Here is a 19,260-nt window from a genome sequence, read left to right as displayed (position 1 = left end):
TGTGCGTCGCGCGCGCAATCGTGAACGGGTGCTTTAGAATCGCCAGTTTAGAACATTCCGCGTGCGTTCGAACCCTGTTGCCCCGAATCGGGCCACGCACCCGCGGCAGCCGGTCACGCCGCGACGCAGCAGGTTCAGACGGCTCGAACCGTACCGCTCCCTCCATCCGTTCCAATCCGCGACTCAGGCCATCATGTCCTCCGCCCCGCCTCTTCCCGACCACGCTGCTGACGCCTCCACGGCAATCGCTTGCGACATCTTCTGCGCGGTGATCGACAATTTCGGCGACATCGGTGTGTGCTGGCGACTTGCGCGCCAACTCGCGAGCGAACACCGCTGGCAGGTGCGCGTGTTCGTCGACGACCTGCATGCGTTTCAGAAGCTGTGCCCAGCCCTGACGCTGGAGCGCGCCCGCCAGACGGTGAGCGGCATCGTCGTCGAACACTGGCGCGAGCCGGCCCATGCGGGCGATACGCTCGAAGTGGCCGACGTCGTGATCGAAGCATTCGGCTGCGAACTGCCACCTGTCTATGTCGCCGCAATGGCCGCGCGCACGCGCACGCCCGTCTGGATCAACCTCGAATATTTGAGCGCCGAGGACTGGGTGGCGGATTTTCATTTACGGCCCTCACCTCACCCGCGCTATGCGCTGACCAAGACTTTCTTTTTCCCCGGCCTGGGCCCGGGCACCGGCGGCGTACTGAAGGAACGGCATCTCGACGGCGCGCGCGCCGCGTTCAAGAGTTCGCCCACCGCGCGCGAAGCGTGGTGGCGTGAAGCCACCGGCCACGCGCCGCCGCCCGCCGCGGCCACCGTCGTGTCGCTGTTCGCCTACGAGAACCCGGCCGTCGACAGCCTGCTTGAACAATGGCGCGACGGCGCCAGCCCGGTCGTGCTGCTGGTGCCCGAAGGCCGCATCTCCGGGGCGCTCGCGCGCTTCTTCGACCTGCCCTCGTTCGCTGCCGGTTCGCACGCCGTGCGCGGAAACCTCAGCGCGCACGCGCTCGCCTTTACTGACCAGGCCGGCTACGACGCGTTGCTATGGGTCAGCGACATCAATTTCGTGCGCGGCGAAGATTCGTTCGTCCGGGCTCAATGGGCCGCCAAACCGTTCGTCTGGCACATCTACCCGCAAGCCGACGACGCCCATCTGCCCAAGCTCGACGCGGCGCTCGCGCACTACGCGCGCACCCTGCCCGCCGACGCGCGCGACGCCCTTGGCCGCTTTTGGCACGCGTGGAACGGCGCGGGCCGGCCGGACTGGGCGCAATTGCAGCGCCACGCCCCGGCGCTCGAGCGCCGTGCTGGCGAATGGGCCGGCGAGCTGGCTCAAGTGGGCGACCTCGCCGGAAATCTGGCCTTGTTCGCAAAAACTCAGTTAAAATAAGCGGTTATCCAACGGCCGACGACGCAAGCGCGGCCCGATCGCAGCGGCAGAATCCGGCCATTTGGCTTGACCGGCCCGTCGACCCCGTATCGAAAGATGCGAGACAGTCCCCACATCAAAGTCTGAATGGCGGAAATGTCAAAAAAGGGACGTATGTTGCGGATCGGCGCCACTCGTGTACCCGCCCGCACAGGGTAAAAAGCAGGTAACGGATTGCTGGGAATGGCACAGGCCGAAGGTTGCGGCCCGAGAGCCAGACTCCGCGGCAAGCCGGCCACGCCTTGATTCGCCCGCAACCCGCCGAGCCATTCCAGTCGGCGCGGCGCGCAGTGGGCGAAACGCCGAAGCCGCTTGCGCCGTATGCCGTTGAGCAAAAGTTGAAGCTACTTATTTCGTACAGGACAGTTTTATGAAGACCGCACAGGAACTCCGCACCGGTAACGTCGTGATGATCGGCGCAGACGCAATGGTTGTGCAAAAGGCCGAATACAACAAATCGGGCCGCAACTCCGCCGTCGTCAAGATGAAGTTCAAGAACCTGCTGACCGGCGCAGGCATGGAAAGCGTGTACAAGGCTGACGACAAGTTCGACGTCGTCGTGCTGGAACGCAAGGAAGTCACGTACTCGTACTTCGCTGACCCGATGTACGTGTTCATGGACGCAGACTACAACCAGTTCGAAGTCGAAAACGAAATGATGGGCGACGCCCTTCATTACCTCGAAGACGGCATGGCTTGCGAAGTCGTGTTTTACAACGAGAAAGCCATCTCGGTCGAACTGCCGACCACGCTGGTCCGCGAAATCATCTATACGGAACCGGCTGTCAAGGGCGATACGTCGTCGGGCAAGGTGTTGAAGAACGCGAAGCTGAACACCGGTTTCGAACTGCAAGTGCCGCTCTTCTGCAACATCGGCGACAAGATCGAAATCGACACGCGTACGCACGAGTACCGCAGCCGCGCTTAAGCGCCCTGCTCGCCTGAATCCAGCGCCGCAACCCCGGCGCTGAGAAAAAAATGGCAAAAAAAAGCGCCCACATTGGGCGCTTTTTCTTTTTCGTGCTGCCGTGTATGGTTGAGGAAAACTTTACCGGCGATATTCTCGGATTTGCACACTGGCATCCCAATTTTTCCCATGATCCGCTCGGCAAACCATTGATTAGTTTAAGTAAATCACGGTGGTACAGTTCATGCTTATCTTGGGTGTAGGCCAATAAGGCTTTAATTTCTTCAACTCGGGAGATGCCATATGAATAACGACATCGCTGAAGGCAAGTGGAAGCAGATGGTCGGCAAGGCCAAGACGGCGTGGGGCGAACTGACAGACGATGAATTGACCAAGGCCGAGGGTCGCGCCGACAAGCTTGCGGGTCTGATTCAGGAACGCTACGGCAAGACGCGCGAACAGGCGGAACTGGAAGTACGCCGGTTTTTCGATAGCAATCGGGATTTCTGACAGGCCGAGTGAAGGAAATACAGGTGCCCGCCCAAGCTTACAAGAGGTCAGGATGGGCTCCGCAGTGTGATAACGCAAAGGACCAGAAGTACTCGAATCGAATCGCCGTGCGCCTGCCTGACTGTCTGATGGTTGGACGCGCTGCGGAGCCAGACGGTGTCGTCCGGCTCCTCTTGCAGCGCGCAAGACGAGTTTGGGAGCGCGACACTCGATTCGATCGGAGATACCGGCCTGCATCGCGCCTCGTGCCGCGCGCCGAATTATTGGCGCAGCGGGCTGGGGATTCCATCCATTTAAAAAATTGCGCTCGCCATGCCACACGCCCTGATTGTTGAAGACGATCCTAATAGCCTGTCAGGCCTGTCCGCCATCCTCGCCGCCGACGGCTTCTCTGTCGACACAGCGACCACCATCGCGGAGGCCCGGGCCGCTTTGACACGCTTTATTCCCGACGTCGTGCTGGTCGACCTGAACCTGCCGGACGGCAGCGGGCTCGACCTGCTACAGCATCTGCCCGCGCATCCGCCCGGCGGAGCCTTGCCTGTAATCGTGATGACCGGTAATGCGACGGTGGAAAGCGCGATCGAAGGTTTGCGGCACGGCATCTGGGACTACCTCCTGAAGCCGGTCAACATTCCACGCTTGCGCAGTTTGCTCGCACGCATTCCGCGGCCGTACGAACTGACCGAGGAAGTGCAGACGCTGCGTGCGTCGCTACGCCAACTTGGCCGTTTCGGTTCCATGCTCGGCCGTAGCAGCGCGATTCAGCATGTCTATGACACGATCGAGCACATTGCGCCGACTGAAGCCGCTGTGCTGATTTCCGGCGAAACCGGCACCGGCAAGCAGATGGCGGCGCGCACCATCCACGATATGAGCCGGCGCCGTAAAGGCCCGTTCGTCACGCTCGATTGCCGGACCGCCAACAGCGCGAATCGCTCGCTCGACAGCCTTCTGTTCGGCCACGAACGCGGTGCGTTCAGCGGGGCTGAGCAGCGCGAGCCGGGCCTGTTCGAGCAGGCGAGCGGCGGCACGCTGTTCATCGACGAAATCGCGGAATTACCGCGCGATCAGCAGGAAGCGCTGTTGCGTGCGCTCGATTCGCAAACCTTCATGCGCGTCGGCGGCACGAATCAGGTCGTGACGGATTTCCGGCTGATCGCCTCGACGCGCAAGGTGCCGCGCGAAGCAGTGGCTGACGGCAGCCTGCACGCCGATCTGGCGCTGCGGCTCGAAGCGGCCGCCGTGACGCTGCCGCCGCTGCGGGAGCGCGGCGAAGATCCGGCGCTAATCGCTCAGGCGGTCGTCGACGAGCAGAATCACGAAGGAGCCACGCGCGGCACGCTGGAGGCCGCCAAGCAGATCGGGCCGAATTTTCTGCGCGAGTGTCTCGCGTATGAATGGCCCGGCAATGTGCGCGAGCTGCACGACCGCGTGCGGCGCGCGTATCACGCGTCCGGCGATGTGCTGGAGTCGTTGCGCGCCGACGAAGCGGGCTCGGCAAATGGCCGCGATCTGAACGGCAGCCGCGTGCAGGTCACGGTGGGCACACCGCTCGCGGACGTCGAGGAAATGCTGATTCGCGCCACGCTCGATGCGGTGGGCGGTACACGTCACCGGGCGGCGTCGCTTCTGGGTATCAGTCCGAAGACGCTGTACAACAAGCTGCAGCGCATGCGCTTGAACTGAGCACTGCCGCGGCGGTTCGAGGCTAGCGCCTCGTCGATAAAGTTAAAAAACGGCACCTTTGAGGTGCCGTTTTTCCAGCTCGGGTGTTTGTTGCTTGCGCGACTCAGGCAAACGCGCTGCGCAACAATGCCTGCGCCTGCAGATATTGAGGCTCCGCCACCAGCTTGCTCCACTTCAAGGCTTTGCCGCGCGGACGCATGCGCTTGAGCCGCTGTTGCGATTCGTTCGACGGCGTGAAGCGCAGCGCATTCAGCACCTTTTCCGCCTCATCCGGCTGATTACAGATCAGCACCATGTCGCAGCCGGCTTGCAGCGCGGCGGTAGCGCCTTCGGTCAGCGTGCCGCCCTGGCGCGCGGCTTCCATGGAAAGATCGTCGCTGAAAATCGCGCCTTCGAAGCGCAGCTTGTTGCGCAGAATCTCCTGCAGCCAGATTCGCGAGAAACCCGCGGGCTTCGAATCGATTTTCGGATAGACCACATGCGCGGGAATGACCGATCCCAGCGACAGACCGAGCCAGTCATAAGGCGCTGCGTCATCGCGCAGGATTTCTTCGAGCGAGCGATCGTCGACCGGCATCGCGACGTGTGAATCCGCCTGCGCGAAACCGTGCCCCGGAAAGTGCTTCCCGCAATTGCTCATGCCGGCCAGCGCGAGTCCATGATTGAGGCTCTTCGCCAGCAAGGTCACCACACGCGGATCGCGGTGGAACGAGCGGTCGCCAATCACCTGCGACTGGCCGTAGTTCAGGTCGAGCACCGGTGTGAAGCTCATATCGATACCGCACGCGCGCAATTCCGCCGCGAGGATATAGCCGACGGCCGTCGTCACTTTGGTGGCGTGCAGCACGTCGCTGTCCCACAACGCGCCGAGCTTGCCCATGGCCGGCAGCACCGTGAAACCGTCGGTGCGAAACCGCTGCACGCGGCCGCCCTCGTGATCGACGGCGATCAGCAGATCCTCGCGGATCGCGCGGATCGAATCGGTCAGCGCGATCAGTTGCGCGCGGCTCTCGTAATGACGCGCGAACAGGATTACGCCGCCGGTCATGGGATGCGCAAGGCGGCGCTTGTCGTCGTCGTTCAGCGTTTTGCCGACCACGTCGAGCATCACCGGTCCGGGAATGGTTTTCATCGATTTCCGCTAGAAAAAAGCCTGGAACAAAGGAAGACGCGGCCGGCGTGCGCCGCGTTCAAAATATTTTTTATTCGGCTGCGCCGGGTGCCGCTGTTTGCGTGGCTTCCCGTGTCTCCGCGATCACGAACGACACCGCGTAATCACGCTCGTCGCTGATCGTGACGCGCGCCGTGATACCGCGCGCGTCGAGCCATTCGGCTAGCTCGCCGGATGCGACCACCATCGGTTCGCCGCTCGGCTTGTTGAGCGTTTGCAGCGCGCGCCACGTCATCGGCCAGCGCATGCCGAGGCCGATCGCTTTCGAGAACGCTTCTTTCGCCGAGAACCGGGTGGCGAGAAACGCGAGACCGCGCGCCGCCGAGCGGGCGTGCCGCGCGTGATAGACGCGCAGTTCGTCCGGCCCGAGCACCTTTTCTGCGAAGCGGCCGTTGGTGCGCGTCATGACCGCGCCGACGCGGCTGACCTGAACGATGTCGGTACCGATGCCGTAGATCGTCATGCGCAGGGCCCCTCAGGTTGCATCAGGAGCGCGCGCCGAGACGCGCGGCGACCATGATCGCCTTCATCTCTCGCACCGCATTGTCCCAGCCGGCGAAGATCGCATGCGCAACGATCGCGTGGCCGATGTTCAACTCAACGATGCCCTCGATCGCGGCAATCTGCTGGACGTTCGTGTAGTGCAGACCGTGGCCCGCGTTGACCTTGATGCCGAGCGTCGCGCCGAATTCGACGGCGCGCACCACGCGCTCGAATTCGCGTTGCTGTTCGGCGGGATCGTGCGCTTCGGCGTAACGGCCGGTATGCAATTCGATCACCGGGGCGCCGGCTTCATGCGCGGCACGAATCTGCGTTTCGTCCGGATCGATGAAGAGCGACACCCGCGAGTTCGCTTCTGCGAGCTGCCTGCAAGCGGCGCGCACGGCGTCGAACTGGCCGGCGACGTCGAGCCCGCCTTCCGTCGTCAACTCCTGGCGCTTTTCCGGCACGAGGCAAACGTCGTGCGGCTGCACTTCACACGCGATATCGAGCATTTCCTGCGTGACCGCGCATTCGAGATTCATGCGCGTTTTCAGGAGCGGGCGCAGCTTGCGCACGTCGGCATCGACGATATGACGGCGGTCTTCGCGCAGATGCAGCGTGATGACGTCCGCGCCGGCTTCTTCGGCCATTAGCGCGGCGCGGATCGGATCGGGGTAGGAAGTGCCGCGTGCGTTGCGCAGCGTGGCGACGTGATCGATGTTCACGCCCAGGTCAATCACATTCGGCGACGTAAGAAAGAAGCTCATAAGTTCTGCAAGTCGATCAGGATCTGGCGCGTCGCGAGCGGCGTGCCGCCAAGGTAAGTGTTGAGCAGAAAGCGCATCAGCGTCTTGCTTTGCGCCACGGTCTGCGCTCGATGGTAATCGTCCTGCTCCATGTCGAGCAAGGTTTGTCCGCCGATCACGGGCCATTGCGCGGGCAGATCGTCGGAAGCTTCGCGCACGCCGCGCTCCGGGTCGAACACGTAGCGGCCGTCGGCCCGCACCGCCTTGCGCGCGACCGTGCGATCCAACGCCATCGCGTAGCCGGTTTCGCGCAGCAGCACGCGCTCGAACGAACGCAGCACCTGCACGGGCGGTTCGTCGTGCGCGAGACGCGTCATCGTGACGACGTAGTGATGGAACAGTTGCGGATGCGGGTCTTCGCGCGCACAGAACTTGACCAGCAGTTCGTTGACGTAGAAGCCGCACAGCAGCGCGTCACCGGCCAGCGGCAACATGCCGCCGACCCATTCGGCGCCGGTCAGCGTGCGAACTTCGGATTTGCCCGACCATGACAGCGCGAGCGGCTGGAAGGTCTGCAACACGCCGCGCAGCGCGGAGTGCGGACGCTTCGCGCCCTTCGCGACGAGCGCAAGACGACCATGATCGCGCGAGAGCACGTCGATGATCAGACTGGTCTCGCGATACGGATAGCTGTGGAGAACGAATGCGGGTTGCTCCGCGATCCGGTAGTCGGATGCGGAGGTGCGCGGTGCGCGGCGAGGCGGCGCTTTGCGTGGTTCGCCTTCGGCGCCCTGGGCGCTTTTGGTCGATGAAGTTTTTCTGGTGCTACGAGCGGGTTTGGACGCGGGTTGGGACAAATCGCGTGCCGGCGCGGCCGGCTCCGAGTCGTCCGGATCAGCGTCGGAATTCAGCGTCATCCACGCGTCATTCGTACCCATACGCACGAAGTCCGGCTTCGTTGTCGGCCCAACCGCTCTTCACCTTGATAAAGGTTTCCAGATACACCGGACCGTCGAACAGCTTTTCCATGTCGAGGCGTGCTTCGGTGCTGATCTGCTTCAGCTTGGCGCCCTTCTGGCCGATGATCATCGCCTTGTGCGTATCGCGTTCGACCATGATGGTCGCGAAAATGCGGCGCAGGCGCCCTTCCGTTTCGAACTTGTCGATCAGCACGGTGCTCGTGTATGGCAGTTCGTCGCCGGTCCAGCGGAACACTTTTTCTCGCAGAATTTCCGCGGCGAGGAAGCGCTCGCTGCGATCGGTCAGGTCGTCTTCGCCGTAGATCGGCGCGCCTTCCGGCAGGAACGGCTTGACGGTCGCCATCAAACGTTTGATGTCGTCGATATTTTTCGCCGACAGCGGCACGATCTCGGCAAACTTGTGCAGCGTGCTGACCTGCTGCATGAACGGGAACAGCGAGTCTTTATCCGACACGCGATCGAGCTTGTTCGCGATCAGCAGCGTGGGCACCGACGGCGGAATCAGGTCGAGCACTTTCTGGTCGTCCGGGCCGAAGCGGCCGGCTTCGATCACGAACAGGATCGCATCCACCGAAGTCAGCGTGGACGTGACCGCGCGATTGAGCGAACGGTTCAGCGCGCCGCTGTGCTTGGTCTGGAAACCCGGCGTGTCGACGAAAATGTATTGCGCGTCTTCGAGCGTATGGATGCCCGTGATGCGATGGCGCGTGGTCTGCGCCTTGCGCGACGTGATACTGACTTTCTGGCCAACCAGCGCGTTCATCAGCGTGGACTTGCCGACGTTGGGGCGGCCGACGATCGCGACCATGCCGCAGCGAAAACCAGTGGGAGTGGGAACGTTCATATTCGGGCTACGGCAAGTTCAGATCGACACGCGGGAATGGCGCGCCGATGGCAATCAATGGCCCGCGTCGGCGACGCGCGTTTGCACCGCGTCGGCTACGCCGGGTTCGTGTTCGGTCGGTGCCGCCGCTGCGCTCGGCGCGGGCACGGCGGGACCGGGTGTGGCCTCGCGGCCGCGGTGTTTGTCGACACTGCGGACCGCAGCGGCGTCCGGCTTGGCTTCTGGTTTCGCGTCCGGTTTGGCTTCGGCGGGCTTGGCTTCCGTTTTGGCTTCGGCGAGTTTTGCGTCAGCGGCCTTGGTGTCGAGCCTTTCTGAGGCTTTTTCCGCTGAGGCTTTCTCTGCGGACTTGTCGCCCGCGTGAGCGGCCGTCTTCTCCGCCTTCTCTGCGCGCTCGGCCTTGTCCTGTCCGCTGTACTCCACGTGCGCGGCGCGAATCACCGCCAACGGCGCGGCTGCGGCTGTCAGCGTGGGGCGTTCGGCTGCCGGCTCCGCAGCGGCGGCCGCTCCTCGGGCCTCGCCGCGCCCCGCTGCGCGCTCGCTCTTGCGATCCGGGCTGCGCAAATCCAGCGCGGCTTGCACACCGGTCACGCCGGGCACGATCTCCGGCTCGACATGCTTCGCCGCGCGGGCGTTTTTCGAGCGCTTGGGTTTGGCGACCATGGCGGGCGCCGCGGCCATCACTTCGTCGAGAGCTTTCTTGGCCGCCGCCTGCTCCGCCGCGCGCCGGCTCGCACCGGAACCGGACACTTTCACGTCCAGCTTCGGCACCGTGCATTCGACTTCGAACTGCTGATTGTGCGCCGCACCATGTGTAGCGACGACGGTGTACGTCGGCAGCGCGATCTTGTGACCTTGCAGATATTCCTGGAGCAACGTCTTGGCATCCTTGCCGAGCGTGCGCGGGTCGATGTGATCGAGAATCGGCACGTAAAGACGTTTGATGACCGTCTGGGCGGCTTCGAAGCCGCCGTCGAGGAACACTGCGCCCAGCACGGCCTCGAGGGTGTCAGCAAGGATAGAGGGCCGACGGAAGCCGCCGCTGCGTAACTCGCCTTCGCCCAGCCGCAAGCCTTCGGAAATATTGAGGGCCTGAGCGATTTCGTAAAGCGACTGCTGCTTGACCAGATTGGCCCGGACGCGCGACAGGTCGCCTTCGTCCAGCTTGCTGAAACGTTGGAACAAAAGCGCAGCCACCGCGCAATTTAGAACGGAATCGCCAAGAAACTCGAGCCGTTCGTTATGCGTGGAACTGTGACTGCGGTGCGTTAAAGCCTGGCGCAACAATTCCGCATTGCGAAATTCATAGCGCAGACGGCTTTCCAACGGAGATAGGGGCATGGGCAGAGTATAACGCGGGCGCCTGACCCGGCGAAAACGCGGGGCGGCCAGCGGAAAAAGCGTGGTGAAGCGACGTTACCGCGGAATCTTAAAGTAGCGTGATAACACGCCGCGGCTGCGTGACCTGTGTAAAGGCCAACCGCGCGGCGTGTCGTGCAATGAACGCACACGAACTCAGTTGAATGAGCCGATGCGTTTCAGATTGCTGAAGTTCATCCAGATAAAAAACGCGCGTCCGACGACATTGTTGTCCGGCGCAAAACCCCAGTACCGGCTATCCGCGCTGTTGTCGCGGTTGTCGCCCATCATGAAGTAGTTGCCCGGCGGTACCTTGCAGATCACACCGCGCGCGTTGTACGTGCAGTTGTCGCGATACGGATAATCTTCCGCGCCGACGATAAACGGCGGCACCGCAGGATTGTTCAGGATTGCGTTCTTGCGGCCATCGAGATCTTCTTCGAACTGCTTCGCGTAACCCATGCGTTCGTCGTCGAGGTAATCGGGCAGCGGCGTTTCCGGCACCGGCTTGCCGTTGATCGTGAGCTGCTTGTCCTGATACGCGACCGTGTCGCCAGGCAGACCGATCACGCGCTTGATGTAGTCGACGGATTCGTCTTTCGGGTAGCGGAACACCACCACGTCGCCGCGTTGGAGCGGACGGCCTGCGGTGATCTTCGTGTTGGTGATCGGCAGACGGATGCCGTAGTCGAATTTATTGACGAGAATGAAGTCGCCCACCAGCAGCGTCGGCACCATCGAACCCGACGGAATCTTGAACGGCTCGACCACGAACGAGCGCACCACGAAAACCACCAGAATCACCGGGAAAAAGCTCGCCGAATATTCGAGCCACCACGGTTGGCGCAACTTGTCGTCACGCAAACGGGCGCGCGTTTGCGCCGCGTTCTCGTCGGCGAAACGCTCGCCGACGCGTGCCTGCTGGCGGTCGAACTCGGCGACCGCGGCTTCCGCCGCGCGGCGCCGTTGCGGCATGAAAACCAGTTTGTCTGCGACCCATGCGACGCCCGTCAAAATGACGAGCACAAAAAGAATCAGCGCAAAATTCATAGGGTTCCGTTGTTCGTCTTATTTGTCTTCGACACGCAGGATAGCGAGGAAAGCCTCTTGCGGAATCTCGACCGATCCCACTTGCTTCATTCGCTTCTTGCCTGCCTTTTGCTTTTCCAGCAGCTTCTTTTTACGTGAAATGTCGCCGCCGTAGCATTTTGCCAGCACGTTCTTACGCAACGCTTTAATGTTTTCGCGCGCAATGATGTTCGCGCCGATCGTGGCCTGAATCGCCACGTCGTACATTTGACGCGGAATCAGTTCACGCATTTTCGCCGCGACTTCGCGGCCGCGATACTGGCTTTGCGAACGGTGCACGATGACCGACAGCGCGTCGACCTTGTCGCCGTTGATCAGCATGTCGACCTTCACCACGTCTGCCGCGCGATATTCCTTGAACTCGTAATCCATCGACGCATAGCCACGCGAAATCGACTTCAGACGATCGAAGAAATCGAGCACGACTTCGCCCATCGGGATTTCATAGGTCAACTGCACCTGACGGCCGTGATACTGCATGTTGATCTGCGTGCCGCGCTTTTGCGTACACAGCGTGATCACCGAGCCGACGTAGTCTTGCGGCATGTACAGATTCACGGTGACGATCGGTTCGCGCACCTCTTCGATCTTCGACGGCTCCGGCATCTTGGCCGGATTCTCGACCATGAGAATCGTGCCGTCGCGCTGCAGGACTTCGTACACCACGGTCGGCGCCGTGGTGATCAGGTCCATGTCGAATTCGCGCTCGAGACGTTCCTGCACGATCTCCATATGCAGCAGGCCGAGGAAGCCGCAACGGAAACCGAAGCCGAGCGCCTGCGACACTTCCGGCTCGTACATCAGCGAGGCGTCGTTGAGCTTCAGCTTTTCGAGCGAATCACGCAACGCGTCGTACTGGTTGGCTTCGACCGGATAGAGGCCGGCGAACACCTGCGGCTTGACCTCCTTGAATCCGGGCAGCGGCTCGGCGGCCGGACGGTTCACCAGCGTGACGGTGTCGCCCACCTTCGCAGCAGCCAATTCCTTGATGCCGGCGATGATGAAGCCCACCTGCCCGGCCGACAGCGATTCGAGATTCTTCGACTTCGGCGTGAACACGCCGATGTGCTCGACCGGATACTGCGCGCCGGTCGCCATCATGCGGATCTTGTCCTTGGGACGCAGCGTGCCGTTGACGATACGCACCAGCATCACAACGCCGACGTAGTTGTCGAACCACGAGTCGATGATCAGCGCTTGCAGCGGCGCTTCCGGATCGCCCTTGGGCGGCGGCACTTTGGCGATCAGTGCTTCGAGCACGTCTTCCACGCCGAGACCCGTCTTTGCGCTGCAATGCGTGGCGTCGGTTGCGTCGATGCCGATCACGTCTTCGATTTCTGCGATCGCATTTTCGGGGTTCGCCGCCGGCAGATCGATCTTGTTGAGCACCGGAATCACGTCCACGCCGAGCTCGATCGCCGTGTAGCAGTTGGCGACGGTTTGCGCCTCGACGCCCTGGCTCGCGTCGACGACCAGCAACGCGCCTTCGCATGCGGACAGCGAGCGGCTGACTTCGTACGAGAAGTCGACGTGGCCCGGCGTGTCGATCATGTTCAGGTTGTAGACCTGCCCGTCACGGGCCTTGTACGTCAGTGCGGCGGTTTGTGCCTTGATGGTGATGCCGCGCTCGCGTTCGAGATCCATCGAATCGAGCACTTGAGATTCCATCTCGCGGTCGGACAGGCCGCCGCAAATCTGGATGATGCGATCGGCGAGCGTCGACTTGCCATGGTCGATGTGCGCAATGATCGAGAAGTTACGAATATGATCCATTCAGTGCCGATCAAGCAAAAAAGGCGCGCTCGGACAATAGCGGAGCACGCCTTGTAAGTAGGTGAAAAACCTATCTATTTTAGCCGAAAAGGCCGTCGCCCGGCGCATCTTGCGAAGCTCGGGCGGAAAAGACAGCTCGGCAACCCTGTCGCATGGGACCAGAGCACGGCGCTGCGGCGCCCACTCGGGTTGACAGGAAAGACGTGAAACTCGGTGTGAGCGGCGCGGCGTCGATGCCGCACCCAGAACCCCTTGCGAAAACTCAGGAGGCCGCCGCGACCCGCATGGCGAGAGCGGCGCGAACTCGCGCTACGTCGAGGTGATAGTGACACAGCTCGACGCCGTCACAGACCAGAACTGGCACCAGTTCGTTGTAACGGGCTTCCAGCAAGGGATCCGCGTCGACGTCGACAATTTCGACCCGCGCACCGAATTCGGCCAGCAAGGGCGCGAGCGCGGCACGCATGTCATCGCAAAGATGGCACCACGCGCGCCCGTAGAGCGTGAGCGGCGCCGTCTTTGTCATTTCTGCGCGCTGCGCGGGCGGACCGGCACGAACTGCGTGTTCTCGCCGCGGCGAACCAGCAGCGCGACCATCTTCTGCGAATCGAGATGCGAACTCACGTCGTCGAACTGCTTTGCGCTCGTGATGTCGGTATCGCCCACCCGCAGAATGATGTCGCCCTTTTGCAGGCCCACGCGCGCTGCGGGACCGTCCACGGCGTCGATCTGCACGCCGCTGTGCAGCTTCAGCGCCTTCAACTGATCGGCAGGGATATCGCTGACCGCCACACCCAGCACGTTCGTGGCGCGCTGTTTGGGCGGCTGCGGCTTCTTCTGATCCGCCTTGGTTGCCTTATCCGGCTGCATCTCGGCGATCGTCACCGGCAGATCGCGCGTCTGGCCCTTGCGCCAGATCGTGATCGTCGACTTCGTACCCGGCTTCGTGTCGCCAACCATGCGCGGCAGGTCGGTTGCCGTGTCGACCGAATGGCCGTTGAATTTCAGGATGATGTCGCCCGGCTGCACGCCCGCCTTATCTGCCGGGCCACCCGGCTCGACGCTGCTGACCAGCGCGCCCTGCGCCTTCGGCAGACCGAGCGATTCGGCGACGTCTTTGGTCACTTCGCCGATCGCCACCGCGATCCGGCCGCGCACCACCTTGCCCGAGGCCTTCAACTGATCGGCCACGCGCATCGCCTCGTCGATCGGAATCGCGAACGAAATGCCCATGAAACCGCCGGTGCGGCTGTAAATCTGCGAATTGATGCCGATCACCTCGCCCTGCATGTTGATCAGCGGACCGCCCGAGTTGCCCGGGTTGACGGCCACGTCGGTCTGGATGAACGGCAGATAGTCGCCCGTATCGCGCCCCTTGGCGCTGACGATACCGGCCGTCACCGTGTTCTCGAGCCCGAACGGCGAGCCGATCGCAACCACCCACTCGCCGACGCGAACCTTGTTCGAGTCGCCGATCGTGATGGTCGGCAGATTGGCTGCGCTGATCTTGACGACCGCAACGTCGGTGCGATCGTCCACGCCGATCAGCTTTGCCTTGAATTCGCGCTTGTCGGTGAGCGTGACGTAAATAGTGTCCGCGTCGTCGATGACGTGCGCGTTTGTCATCACATACCCGTCCGCCGACAGGATAAAGCCCGAGCCCACGCCGCTGTTCTGTTCCGGATCGCTGCTATCAGGCGTGTCCTGGCTGCCGCCACTGCCGCCGTTATCGCCGCCGCGGGGCGCCCCCGGCGAACCCGGCGATTGCGGTGACTGCGGCAACGGAATGCCAAAGAAGCGTCGGAAAAACTCCGACATGTCGCCGTCGTCCATACCCGGCGGCAAACCGCTGCGGGCACCGCTGCTGGACACGCGAGTGGTGGTGCGGATGTTGACGACCGCCGGGCCGACTTTGTCGACCAGGTCAGTGAAGTCGGGCAGATTGGCGGCGGGAGCCGCCGACGCCGTATGCGGCACGAGCGGCAAACACGCCGCTACTACCGCGGCCGCGAGGAATTTGCGCACCGAGAAAGTCGTCATATCGTAGCAAGCCGAGGGATTCAGGATTCGGAGGATTACTTCGGAGCTTTGTATTCTATGGCAGCCGCAAATTGCTGCAATGTGGTCTGGGGCACTTCACCCAGCAGAGTAATCCAGAAGTCGCCGCGACGCTTGACGAGCACGTGCGTCGCGCCGCTGCTGCCCGCGCCTTCCTTGCGCGTGTTGTTCTCAACCGGCTCGACGAACACCGAAATGGCCGCGAGGCCGTCGGAGAACACCGCCTGGTCCACTGGAATGGTCGGCTGGCCCGCATCACGCGCGGCCATGGGACGGCGCAGTTCACGAATCTTGCGGAAACCCGGCACGGTCGGCGTGATCTGCCAGCCTTGCGCGGCCATGTCCACCGGCTCGACCGGCGGGCGCACCACGGTCCAGCCCGCCGTATTACGAATACCGTTGACGATGCCGGCCTTATCGACCGGCACGCCGATGCGAATCTGCGAAAACGACAGTTGCTCGAGCACCTGACCGCTCGGGTCGAGTGTCTGGGCACGCAGCAGCAGGCCGGTTTTCTTGTCGGCCCACAACTTGTAGGCAAAGCGATAGGCGTCTTTCGGGTCGAGTTCGATCACCTGGCTGTCGACACCCGCGACACGGTCGTCGCCCAGCAGTTTGGGCTCGTAGACCGATAGCACCTGTTCGCCACTCACGGCCAGTAGCGCCGGGAACGAATCCTTGTTCTGACGTTTCTCGACGACGCACAGGTGCCGCTCCGGCACGAACGTGTAGAGCTCCTCGTTATGACGCAGCATTTTGCGCGGCTTGCCGTCGAGGCTCTCGAGCTGCTCGAATTCGCCATCCGTGCGGGTCGCGTAGTGCGCGATCCGCGACGTTTGAACGAAATTGCCGCGTTGGTAGACGAACGCGCCCTCGTAATTTTGCTGCTGTGCGGCTTGATGGATGCGATCGAGCAGATCCGCGGCCGTGCGACGGGCGACGAGCGGATCGTCGGTTTGCGCAAAGACCCGCGGTGTAGCGGACAACAACACGGCTGCGCAGAACAGAAATGCCGGCAGCCGCCCCCAGATAGTCGTTTTATTCAACCGCGGAGTCTGCATCAAACTATTGGCCTTGCGTAGAAACGGCGGCAGCGCGAATCAGCGGCATCGAGCCCGGCATGACCGGCTGTTGCGCGAATTGCTGGTGAGCTTCCAGATACTGGTCGAGACTGGCGTCACGAATGATATTCGCGTCTTGTGCGATCGGCTGGCCGGTAGCCGCCGGCACCGAAGCCATGGCCACGCGTTGCAGCGTATCGCCATGCGACTGGACCGACGCGAGTTGCGCCGTGCCCGGACCGCCCGGCACGCCTTGCAGTTGCGGCACGACGATCCACGTGAGCGTAGCGGCAGCGGCTGCGACGGCAAAGGCCGGCACGACACGGCGGCGCAGCGCCAGCAAACGACGCGCAACCGGCATGGCGGCGGGCGCCAGCACGTGCGGCTCGTTGTCGAAGCGCGCGGCAAAACCGCTCAGGAACGCGCTGCTCGTGGCCGGACTCACCGCCAGATCGTCAGAACGCAAAGCGTCGCCGATCAGGTGATAGCTCGACCAGGCGGCACGATCCTGGCCGTCTAGCCCGGACAGAAACGCGTCCAGATTCAGATGCTCTTCGCCGACCAGCTCACCGTCGACAAAAGCGGACATGCGCTCGCCGCGCGAGCTGGCTTGCGATTGCATCGAGACCGACCCCATGATGCTCCCCATCTTACAAATACCTCGTAGTGACACCACTAATCCAGATATTGCACCCGCGCCCCGCCCGGCCGGCTGGTGGTTTACCAGCGCTTGCCTTCAGGTGTGTCAAGTAACGGACGCAATTTTGCCGCAATGGCTTCGCGAGCGCGGAATATTCGCGATCTGACCGTGCCGATTGGGCACCCCATCATCTCAGCGATTTCCTCATAGCTCAAACCTTCAATTTCACGAAGAGTAATGGCGGTGCGCAACTCTTCCGGTAAAACCGCCATCGCAGCATTGACCGTCTCAGCGATCTGCTTGCTCATCAACATCGACTCAGGCGTGTTGATATCCCTTAGTTGGTCCGCGTCCGAGAAAGTTTCAGCTTCTTCAGCATCTGCTTCGGTCGAGGTCGGCGCGCGCCGCCCTTGGGTCGCAAGGTAGTTCTTTGCCGTGTTGACGGCAATCCGGTACAACCACGTATAAAAAGCCGATTCCCCGCGAAATTGCGGCAGCGCCCGATACGCCTTGATAAAGGCGTCCTGGGCGACGTCTTCCACCTCGGCGGGGTCCCGCACGAGGCGCGAGATCAGCCGGAGAATCTTGCGGTGGTATTTGGAGACCAGAAGCTCGAACGCGGCCTTGTCGCCCTTCTGGACGCGCTCGACCAGCACCTGATCAATTTCTTTTTCGCTCACCTGATAAATCCGTTAACTATAGGGCGCATGGCGGGGCACCATTGTAGCGTCCCCATCAACTGGGTACGTTACGCCGGTAACAGCGGTTACAGTCGTTACAGTCAGGCGCCGGCGCCACGCCGGCCCAGCACGGTCAGTTCGCGGAAGACGGGTGCCGGGAGAGTGTCGGCGGCAAGCAGGAGCGTGCGCGGGCCGCCTTCATCCGGCATGACTGCCAGAATCAGCAGGCGACCACTCCACTGCGAACAGCCGGCAATACGTCCGTGCGCCAGCAGTGCGCCTGTTCGGCCCCAAACGGACAAGCCGTCCGCCCCGATTTTCAGCGCGACGGGCTGCGCGCGCCCATAACGGAGCGCGCAAAGCGTGAGCCACGCCCATACCGCGAGCGTCAACGGAACCGCCTGCCCGGCGCCCAGATGCGACGCGAGGCAAGCGAAGACGGCAGACGTCGCCGCCAGAATGAACACCGCCAGCGCAGCCCATATGGCAACGGAGCGCCGCAGCGCAATCCGCTGCGGCGCTCCGTCGGGCGTTGCCGGTTCAGGGGAAAGCGCCGGCACAACCGGCGCCGTCGACTGGCGTATCACCAACTATCAGGCGATCAGGCGCGCTTGAAGACCAGCGTGCCGTTCGTGCCGCCGAACCCAAACGAGTTCTTCAGCGCGACGTCGATCTTCATTTCCCGCGCGGTATTAGCGCAGTAATCCAGATCGCAGGCCGGATCCTGGTTGAAGATGTTGATGGTCGGCGGCGACACCTGATGATGCACGGCCAGCACGGTAAACACCGACTCCAGACCGCCGGCGCCACCCAGCAGGTGCCCCGTCATCGACTTGGTCGAGTTCACGACCATGTCTTTGGCGTGATCGCCGAAAGCGCGCTTGATACCGGTGGTTTCGGCCAGATCGCCGAGCGGGGTGGACGTGCCGTGCGCGTTCAGGTAATTCACCTGGTCGGCATTGACACCCGCGTTCTTCATCGCGGCCAGCATGCAGCGGCGAGCGCCGTCGCCGTCTTCCAGCGGCGCAGTCATGTGATAAGCGTCGCCGCTCATCCCATAGCCGCTGACTTCGGCGTAAATCTTCGCGCCGCGTGCCTTCGCGTGCTCGTATTCTTCGAGCACCATGACGCCGGCACCCTCGCCCAGCACGAACCCGTCACGGTCCTTGTCCCACGGACGGCTCGCCGTTGCCGGATCGTCATTGCGTTGCGACAGCGCACGCGCCGCCGCAAAGCCGCCGACACCGAGCGGCGATACAGTCGATTCCGCGCCGCCGGCGATCATCACGTCGGCGTCACCGTATTCGATCAGGCGCGAAGCCTCGCCGATACAGTGCAGGCCCGTGGTACAGGCCGTGACGATAGCCAGATTCGGTCCCTTGATGCCGAATTTGATCGACAGGTGGCCGGAAATCATGTTGATGATCGACGCCGGCACGAAGAACGGCGAAATACGGCGTGGGCCGCGATTGAGCAGTTCGGTTTGCGTCACTTCGATCATCGGCAAGCCGCCGATGCCCGAACCGACCACTACACCGATACGCTCCGAATTCTCGTCGGTGACTTCGAGGCCGCTGTCCTGCATCGCCTGGATGCCTGCAGCCACGCCGTAATGGATGAACGTATCCATGTGGCGCGCTTCCTTACCGGGGATGTAGTCCTCGATATTGAAGCCCTTCACCTCGCCGGCAAAACGAGTCGAAAAGTTCGACGCATCGAACTTCGTGATATTGGCAATACCCGACTTGCCGGCGACCAGATTGGCCCAGCCGTCGGCAACATTATTGCCAACAGGCGAAATCAGCCCCAGGCCTGTAACAACAACACGACGGCGGCTCACGGTAACC

General features: G+C 62.4%; 20 protein-coding genes. 4 read left to right on the top strand and 16 right to left on the bottom strand.

The genetic code is table 11. From position 1 onward, the window contains the following. Positions 1 to 193 precede the first annotated feature (193 nt). Both earP and efp read left to right on the top strand, forming a co-directional pair. Positions 194 to 1,387 (top strand): elongation factor P maturation arginine rhamnosyltransferase EarP, encoded by a 1,194-nt coding sequence (gene earP / locus AC57B1_RS35430; RefSeq protein WP_496420021.1) that lies wholly within the window; start codon positions 194 to 196, stop codon positions 1,385 to 1,387. A 409-nt stretch (positions 1,388 to 1,796) separates the two neighbouring features. Beyond that, entirely contained in the window at positions 1,797 to 2,354 is a 558-nt protein-coding gene (gene efp, locus AC57B1_RS35425) for an elongation factor P (protein WP_115102259.1), read from the top strand. Here the strand turns inward: efp and AC57B1_RS35420 are convergent. Then, complete coding sequence (locus AC57B1_RS35420; RefSeq protein ID WP_408300298.1) at positions 2,351 to 2,524, bottom strand: hypothetical protein; 174 nt, start codon at positions 2,522 to 2,524, stop codon at positions 2,351 to 2,353. The two genes, efp and AC57B1_RS35420, sit on opposite strands and share 4 nt — an antisense overlap. 112 nt (positions 2,525 to 2,636) lie before the next feature. Here AC57B1_RS35420 and AC57B1_RS35415 point away from each other — a divergent pair, with 112 nt between their 5' ends. Together AC57B1_RS35415 and AC57B1_RS35410 are read left to right on the top strand one after the other, a co-directional pair. Beyond that, positions 2,637 to 2,843, top strand: coding sequence for a CsbD family protein (locus AC57B1_RS35415; RefSeq protein ID WP_062127806.1), 207 nt, complete (start codon positions 2,637 to 2,639; stop codon positions 2,841 to 2,843). Positions 2,844 to 3,155: 312 nt separating this feature from the next. Then, positions 3,156 to 4,532: a sigma-54-dependent transcriptional regulator gene (locus tag AC57B1_RS35410; RefSeq protein WP_496420020.1), complete on the top strand. Its 1,377-nt coding sequence runs from the start codon at positions 3,156 to 3,158 to the stop codon at positions 4,530 to 4,532. Between the two features lie 103 nt (positions 4,533 to 4,635). Here the strand turns inward: AC57B1_RS35410 and nagZ are convergent, their stop codons facing one another. The 15 genes from nagZ to fabF form a co-directional block, all read right to left on the bottom strand. Further along, positions 4,636 to 5,664 carry a beta-N-acetylhexosaminidase gene (gene nagZ / locus AC57B1_RS35405; RefSeq protein ID WP_496420019.1) on the bottom strand — a complete coding sequence of 343 codons (1,029 nt, stop codon included), beginning with the start codon at positions 5,662 to 5,664 and terminating at the stop codon, positions 4,636 to 4,638. A gap of 70 nt (positions 5,665 to 5,734) precedes the next feature. Next, positions 5,735 to 6,166: a holo-ACP synthase gene (gene acpS, locus AC57B1_RS35400; RefSeq protein WP_408353709.1), complete on the bottom strand. Its 432-nt coding sequence runs from the start codon at positions 6,164 to 6,166 to the stop codon at positions 5,735 to 5,737. 22 nt (positions 6,167 to 6,188) lie between these two features. Then, positions 6,189 to 6,953, bottom strand: coding sequence for a pyridoxine 5'-phosphate synthase (pdxJ, locus tag AC57B1_RS35395; protein WP_408353711.1), 765 nt, complete (start codon positions 6,951 to 6,953; stop codon positions 6,189 to 6,191). Next, on the bottom strand, positions 6,950 to 7,870 hold the full coding sequence (gene recO / locus AC57B1_RS35390) for a DNA repair protein RecO (protein ID WP_091792569.1): 921 nt from the start codon (positions 7,868 to 7,870) through the stop codon (positions 6,950 to 6,952). Before recO ends, pdxJ begins: the two co-directional genes overlap by 4 nt. After that, positions 7,857 to 8,756, bottom strand: a complete 900-nt coding sequence (era, locus tag AC57B1_RS35385; RefSeq protein WP_091792568.1) for a GTPase Era — start codon at positions 8,754 to 8,756, stop codon at positions 7,857 to 7,859. Before era ends, recO begins: the two co-directional genes overlap by 14 nt. Before the next feature lie 54 nt (positions 8,757 to 8,810). Then, positions 8,811 to 10,094: a ribonuclease III gene (gene rnc, locus AC57B1_RS35380; protein WP_408353715.1), complete on the bottom strand. Its 1,284-nt coding sequence runs from the start codon at positions 10,092 to 10,094 to the stop codon at positions 8,811 to 8,813. A gap of 174 nt (positions 10,095 to 10,268) precedes the next feature. Then, positions 10,269 to 11,162, bottom strand: coding sequence for a signal peptidase I (lepB, locus tag AC57B1_RS35375; protein WP_408185411.1), 894 nt, complete (start codon positions 11,160 to 11,162; stop codon positions 10,269 to 10,271). Between the two features lie 18 nt (positions 11,163 to 11,180). Continuing rightward, a complete protein-coding gene (gene lepA, locus AC57B1_RS35370; RefSeq protein WP_091792565.1) occupies positions 11,181 to 12,974 on the bottom strand; it encodes a translation elongation factor 4 in 1,794 nt (597 codons plus the stop codon). Positions 12,975 to 13,236: 262 nt separating this feature from the next. Beyond that, positions 13,237 to 13,500 carry a glutaredoxin family protein gene (locus AC57B1_RS35365; protein WP_496420018.1) on the bottom strand — a complete coding sequence of 88 codons (264 nt, stop codon included), beginning with the start codon at positions 13,498 to 13,500 and terminating at the stop codon, positions 13,237 to 13,239. Next, positions 13,497 to 15,014 carry a DegQ family serine endoprotease gene (locus tag AC57B1_RS35360; RefSeq protein ID WP_091792563.1) on the bottom strand — a complete coding sequence of 506 codons (1,518 nt, stop codon included), beginning with the start codon at positions 15,012 to 15,014 and terminating at the stop codon, positions 13,497 to 13,499. Before AC57B1_RS35360 ends, AC57B1_RS35365 begins: the two co-directional genes overlap by 4 nt. A gap of 35 nt (positions 15,015 to 15,049) precedes the next feature. Beyond that, on the bottom strand, positions 15,050 to 16,093 hold the full coding sequence (locus AC57B1_RS35355; protein WP_408300285.1) for a MucB/RseB C-terminal domain-containing protein: 1,044 nt from the start codon (positions 16,091 to 16,093) through the stop codon (positions 15,050 to 15,052). 4 nt (positions 16,094 to 16,097) lie between these two features. Next, positions 16,098 to 16,730: a sigma-E factor negative regulatory protein gene (locus tag AC57B1_RS35350; RefSeq protein ID WP_496420017.1), complete on the bottom strand. Its 633-nt coding sequence runs from the start codon at positions 16,728 to 16,730 to the stop codon at positions 16,098 to 16,100. 83 nt (positions 16,731 to 16,813) lie between these two features. After that, positions 16,814 to 17,413: an RNA polymerase sigma factor RpoE gene (gene rpoE, locus AC57B1_RS35345; RefSeq protein ID WP_006051939.1), complete on the bottom strand. Its 600-nt coding sequence runs from the start codon at positions 17,411 to 17,413 to the stop codon at positions 16,814 to 16,816. A gap of 101 nt (positions 17,414 to 17,514) precedes the next feature. Then, positions 17,515 to 17,973: a hypothetical protein gene (locus AC57B1_RS35340; protein WP_496420016.1), complete on the bottom strand. Its 459-nt coding sequence runs from the start codon at positions 17,971 to 17,973 to the stop codon at positions 17,515 to 17,517. A gap of 41 nt (positions 17,974 to 18,014) precedes the next feature. After that, entirely contained in the window at positions 18,015 to 19,253 is a 1,239-nt protein-coding gene (fabF, locus tag AC57B1_RS35335) for a beta-ketoacyl-ACP synthase II (RefSeq protein WP_074285870.1), read from the bottom strand. Positions 19,254 to 19,260: the final 7 nt, after the last annotated feature.

The organism is Paraburkholderia sp. BGA-UO-ETr-F21, from assembly GCF_059567925.1.
This window is presented reverse-complemented; position numbering and strand designations above follow the sequence as displayed.

Coding starts and splice junctions, on each gene's coding strand:
- AC57B1_RS35415 (WP_062127806.1), top strand. CDS start 2,637: ATGAATAACGACATCGCTGAAGGCAAGTGGAAGCAGATGGTCGGCAAG.
- AC57B1_RS35365 (WP_496420018.1), bottom strand. CDS start 13,500: ATGACAAAGACGGCGCCGCTCACGCTCTACGGGCGCGCGTGGTGCCAT.
- AC57B1_RS35410 (WP_496420020.1), top strand. CDS start 3,156: ATGCCACACGCCCTGATTGTTGAAGACGATCCTAATAGCCTGTCAGGC.
- nagZ (WP_496420019.1), bottom strand. CDS start 5,664: ATGAAAACCATTCCCGGACCGGTGATGCTCGACGTGGTCGGCAAAACG.
- AC57B1_RS35420 (WP_408300298.1), bottom strand. CDS start 2,524: ATGGGAAAAATTGGGATGCCAGTGTGCAAATCCGAGAATATCGCCGGT.
- recO (WP_091792569.1), bottom strand. CDS start 7,870: ATGGGTACGAATGACGCGTGGATGACGCTGAATTCCGACGCTGATCCG.
- AC57B1_RS35360 (WP_091792563.1), bottom strand. CDS start 15,014: ATGACGACTTTCTCGGTGCGCAAATTCCTCGCGGCCGCGGTAGTAGCG.
- acpS (WP_408353709.1), bottom strand. CDS start 6,166: ATGACGATCTACGGCATCGGTACCGACATCGTTCAGGTCAGCCGCGTC.
- efp (WP_115102259.1), top strand. CDS start 1,797: ATGAAGACCGCACAGGAACTCCGCACCGGTAACGTCGTGATGATCGGC.
- AC57B1_RS35355 (WP_408300285.1), bottom strand. CDS start 16,093: ATGCAGACTCCGCGGTTGAATAAAACGACTATCTGGGGGCGGCTGCCG.
- pdxJ (WP_408353711.1), bottom strand. CDS start 6,953: ATGAGCTTCTTTCTTACGTCGCCGAATGTGATTGACCTGGGCGTGAAC.
- AC57B1_RS35350 (WP_496420017.1), bottom strand. CDS start 16,730: ATGGGGTCGGTCTCGATGCAATCGCAAGCCAGCTCGCGCGGCGAGCGC.
- lepB (WP_408185411.1), bottom strand. CDS start 11,162: ATGAATTTTGCGCTGATTCTTTTTGTGCTCGTCATTTTGACGGGCGTC.
- lepA (WP_091792565.1), bottom strand. CDS start 12,974: ATGGATCATATTCGTAACTTCTCGATCATTGCGCACATCGACCATGGC.
- rnc (WP_408353715.1), bottom strand. CDS start 10,094: ATGCCCCTATCTCCGTTGGAAAGCCGTCTGCGCTATGAATTTCGCAAT.
- era (WP_091792568.1), bottom strand. CDS start 8,756: ATGAACGTTCCCACTCCCACTGGTTTTCGCTGCGGCATGGTCGCGATC.
- earP (WP_496420021.1), top strand. CDS start 194: ATGTCCTCCGCCCCGCCTCTTCCCGACCACGCTGCTGACGCCTCCACG.